This is a genomic window from Streptomyces pactum, from assembly GCF_016031615.1.
In the GTDB taxonomy this organism is placed as follows: Bacteria; Actinomycetota; Actinomycetes; order Streptomycetales; family Streptomycetaceae; genus Streptomyces; species Streptomyces pactus.
In genome coordinates, this window is record NZ_JACYXC010000008.1 from 1 (window position 1) to 3,123 (window position 3,123).

Here is a 3,123-nt window from a genome sequence, read left to right on the forward strand (position 1 = left end):
GCACCGCGACCGGCCCGGTCACCGGCCCCGTCGCCGCGGCTGCCCGCGACCACCGTGCCCACCGGCCGCCCGGACGGGCCGGCGCCGTCCCCGGCCGGTCCGTCCCGGCTCCCCCGCCGCCACCCGTACCCGCCCGCTCACCCGCGCGGCGCACCGACCGTACCGGTGAAGATGTCCTCGGGGTCGGGCAGCCGGACCGTGACCCGGGCCCCGAAGTCGTACAGCTCGGTGGTGGAGACGACCTGCTGGCGCACGCCCGAGCCGGTCCACCGCTCGGCCATGGTGAAGCGGTGCCGGACCTTGCGCAGCCGTCCCCGCTCGTCCAGGTACGCGTCGAAGGCCACCACGTGCTCGGTGAAGCCGCGGGCCGCCGCCCCCAGCACCTCCCGGGCCGCGGGCGAGGCCGCCCGGGCCGCCCGGCCGATGTCGGTGACGCCCTGGTAGTGCCGCACCGCGGTCCCGTCCAGCCGCTCCCGGCCCACCAGCCGGACGCCCCGCGCCGCCCGCAGCAGCTCGGCCGCGGTCAGCGGGTCCGTGGCACCTCCGGTCACCAGGTTGCCGTCCACGGCACCCGCGCTCACCACCCGCACCCACTTGTCGTCCGGCACCCCCGCGCCCCGGTTGCGCATGAAGACCGCACCGGCGGCCAGCAGTTCGGTGATCGGCCGGTGCTCCGCCGTGCCCGAGGCGTCCCGGGGCAGCACCAGCCGCAGCCGGCCGCGGCGCCGGTCGAAGTCGTAGCCGCCCCGGCCGCGGATCGCCACCCGGGTGCCGCCGGTCACCGTCTCCACCGTCGTACGGACCCGTGAACTCCCCGCCCGCACCAGGGCGTCCGCCGCGCCCCGCACCCGGGGGCCGCCGTCCCCGCCGGAGCCGCGCCCGTCCACCACCACCGTCTCCGGCGTGCAGCCCGTCAGCAGCAGTCCCGCCGCCAGGCCGCCCGCCAGCACCGCGGACAGTCCGCCGGCCCGCCGCCGGCCGTCCACCGGTACCGGGCGCGGGCTCCCGCGCCACCGGCTCACCATTCCCCCGTACCCCCTGGCCTCGCTCGGGCTCACGCCGCTGCCGCGTGAGACTTACCTTTTTCAACGACCGGGCCCCGAGGGCCGTCACGGGCCCGGTAGCGTGGTCCTGTGCTCGGCCCCGGCAACCCGGGCGGCCCCCGCCCGGGGGAGCCCCAGGACGACCCCCGCCACCGGACCACGACGGTGGAGAAGGGTTCCTTCGCCACAGCCCGCTGCACCTGCGGGTGGTACGGCCCGGCCCGGCGGGCGCGCTCCCTGGCCCGCGCGGACGCTCTCGGGCATGCGCACCATTCCGGACACTCCGCGGAGGAACCGTGAACCCCCGTTCGCCCTCTGCCTGATGGGGGAAGCAGAGCCGAGACGAACGGAGGTCGCCATGGACAGGCGCACCCTGCTGGCAACCGGGACCGGGATCGCGGCCGGCGCCGCCGCGTGGGCGACCGGCTGCGACAACGGGACAGACGGTGCCGCCCCGGGCCGGACCGCCCCGCACTCCACCGTGACCACCACCGGCTCGGCGATACGCACCGGGTCCGCCGCGCCCGGCGCGCGGCCGGCCGCGCCGCGCGGCACCGACTGGGCCGCCCTCGGCCGGGGACTGCAGGGCGACCTGATACGTCCGGGGGACCGCGACTACGCCACCGCCCGCCAGCTGTACAACACCCGGTTCGACAGCCTCCGCCCGGCCGCCGTCGCCTACATCGGCAACACCTCCGACATAGCCGAGTGCCTCGCCTTCGCCCGGCGCCACGGCGTCCCGGTGGCCATCCGCAACGGCGGGCACAGCTACGCCGGCTGGTCCAGCGGCAACGGGCGCCTGATCATCGATGTCTCCGCGCTGTCGGCGGTCCGCACCGGCTCCGGCACGGCCACCATCGGGGCGGGCGCCAAGCTCATCGACGTCTACACCGCGCTCGGCGCCCGCGGCGTCACGATCCCGGCCGGCTCCTGCCCCACCGTCGGGATCTCCGGTCTCACCCTCGGCGGCGGGCACGGGGTCGTCTCCCGCGCCTACGGACTCACCTGCGACAGCCTCACCGGGGCCCGGATCGTCACCGCGGACGGCAAGGCCCTCGACGTCTCCGCGACCCGGGAGACCGACCTGTTCTGGGCGCTGCGCGGGGCCGGCAACGGGAACTTCGGGGTCGTCACCGAATTGCGGTTCCGCACCCACCGCGCCGCCCCCGGGGTCACCGCCTACATGACCTGGCCCTGGCCGAAGGCGGCCGCGCTGCTGCGCTCCTGGCAGGACTGGGGGCCCAGCCGGCCCGACGAAATCTGGTCCGCGCTCCACCTGTCCGCCGCCCCCGGCCGCACCCCCACCGTCTCGGTCAGCTGCTTCTCGCTGGGCACCTACGGGGACCTGCAGAACGCCGTGGACAACCTCGCCGACCGCGCCGGCGGGCCCGGCCCGGCGTCCCGAGTGAGCCTGCGCCGCCGCGGCTACCTGGAGGCGATGCGGATGTACGCGGGCTGCTCCACCGGCTCCACCGGCCAGTGCCACCTGCCCGGCGGCACCCCCGGCCGCGACGCCGCCGGCATCCTGCGCCGCGAGACCTACGCGGCCCGCTCGGACTTCTTCGACCGCCCGCTCGGCACCGCCGGCATCCGGGCGCTGCTGGACCAGGCCGAGCGCTACGGCCGGCGGGCCGGCGGCGGCGGTGCGGTCGCCATCGCGCTCACCGCGCTCGGCGGTGCGGTGAACCGGGTCTCCCCCACCGCCACCGCGTTCGTCCACCGCCGCTCCCGCTTCCTCGCCCAGTACACCGCCTCCTGGCCGGCCGGCGGCTCCGGCAGCGTGCAGACCGCGTGGCTGGACGGCGCCCACTCCGCGATGCGCCGGTACGCCTCGGGCCGGGCGTACCAGAACTACACCGACGCCCGGCTCACCGACTGGCGCACCGCCTACTACGGGGAGGCCGCCGGCCGGCTCGCCCGGGTGAAGAAGCGCTACGACCCGGACCGGCTCTTCGACTTCCCGCAGGCGCTCTGACGCCCACCGGCGGGCCCGGACGTGGCCCCCGGATGCGGTGGTGCGGGGGCTGCGGACGTGGTGGTGCGGGGACCGCGCGCACGGTACGGGTGCCCGGGCGCGGTA

General features: G+C 77.3%; 3 protein-coding genes. 2 read left to right on the forward strand and 1 reads right to left on the reverse strand.

Features of this window, described 5'->3' with window-relative positions; all coding sequences use genetic code 11:
- Positions 1-137: 137 nt before the first annotated feature.
- Complete coding sequence (locus IHE55_RS30320) at positions 138-1,025, reverse strand: hypothetical protein (RefSeq protein ID WP_197992630.1); 888 nt, start codon at positions 1,023-1,025, stop codon at positions 138-140.
- A gap of 108 nt (positions 1,026-1,133) precedes the next feature.
- Between IHE55_RS30320 and IHE55_RS33365 the strand changes: the two genes are divergently transcribed.
- The gene (locus tag IHE55_RS33365; protein WP_372442808.1) at positions 1,134-1,343 is read left to right on the forward strand and encodes a hypothetical protein; all 210 of its coding nucleotides are present in this window, start codon (positions 1,134-1,136) and stop codon (positions 1,341-1,343) included.
- A gap of 58 nt (positions 1,344-1,401) precedes the next feature.
- A complete protein-coding gene (locus tag IHE55_RS30325) occupies positions 1,402-3,018 on the forward strand; it encodes an FAD-binding oxidoreductase (protein ID WP_197989163.1) in 1,617 nt (538 codons plus the stop codon).
- Positions 3,019-3,123 lie beyond the last annotated feature (105 nt).

Coding starts and splice junctions, on each gene's coding strand:
- IHE55_RS30325 (WP_197989163.1), top strand. CDS start 1,402: ATGGACAGGCGCACCCTGCTGGCAACCGGGACCGGGATCGCGGCCGGC.
- IHE55_RS30320 (WP_197992630.1), bottom strand. CDS start 1,025: ATGGTGAGCCGGTGGCGCGGGAGCCCGCGCCCGGTACCGGTGGACGGC.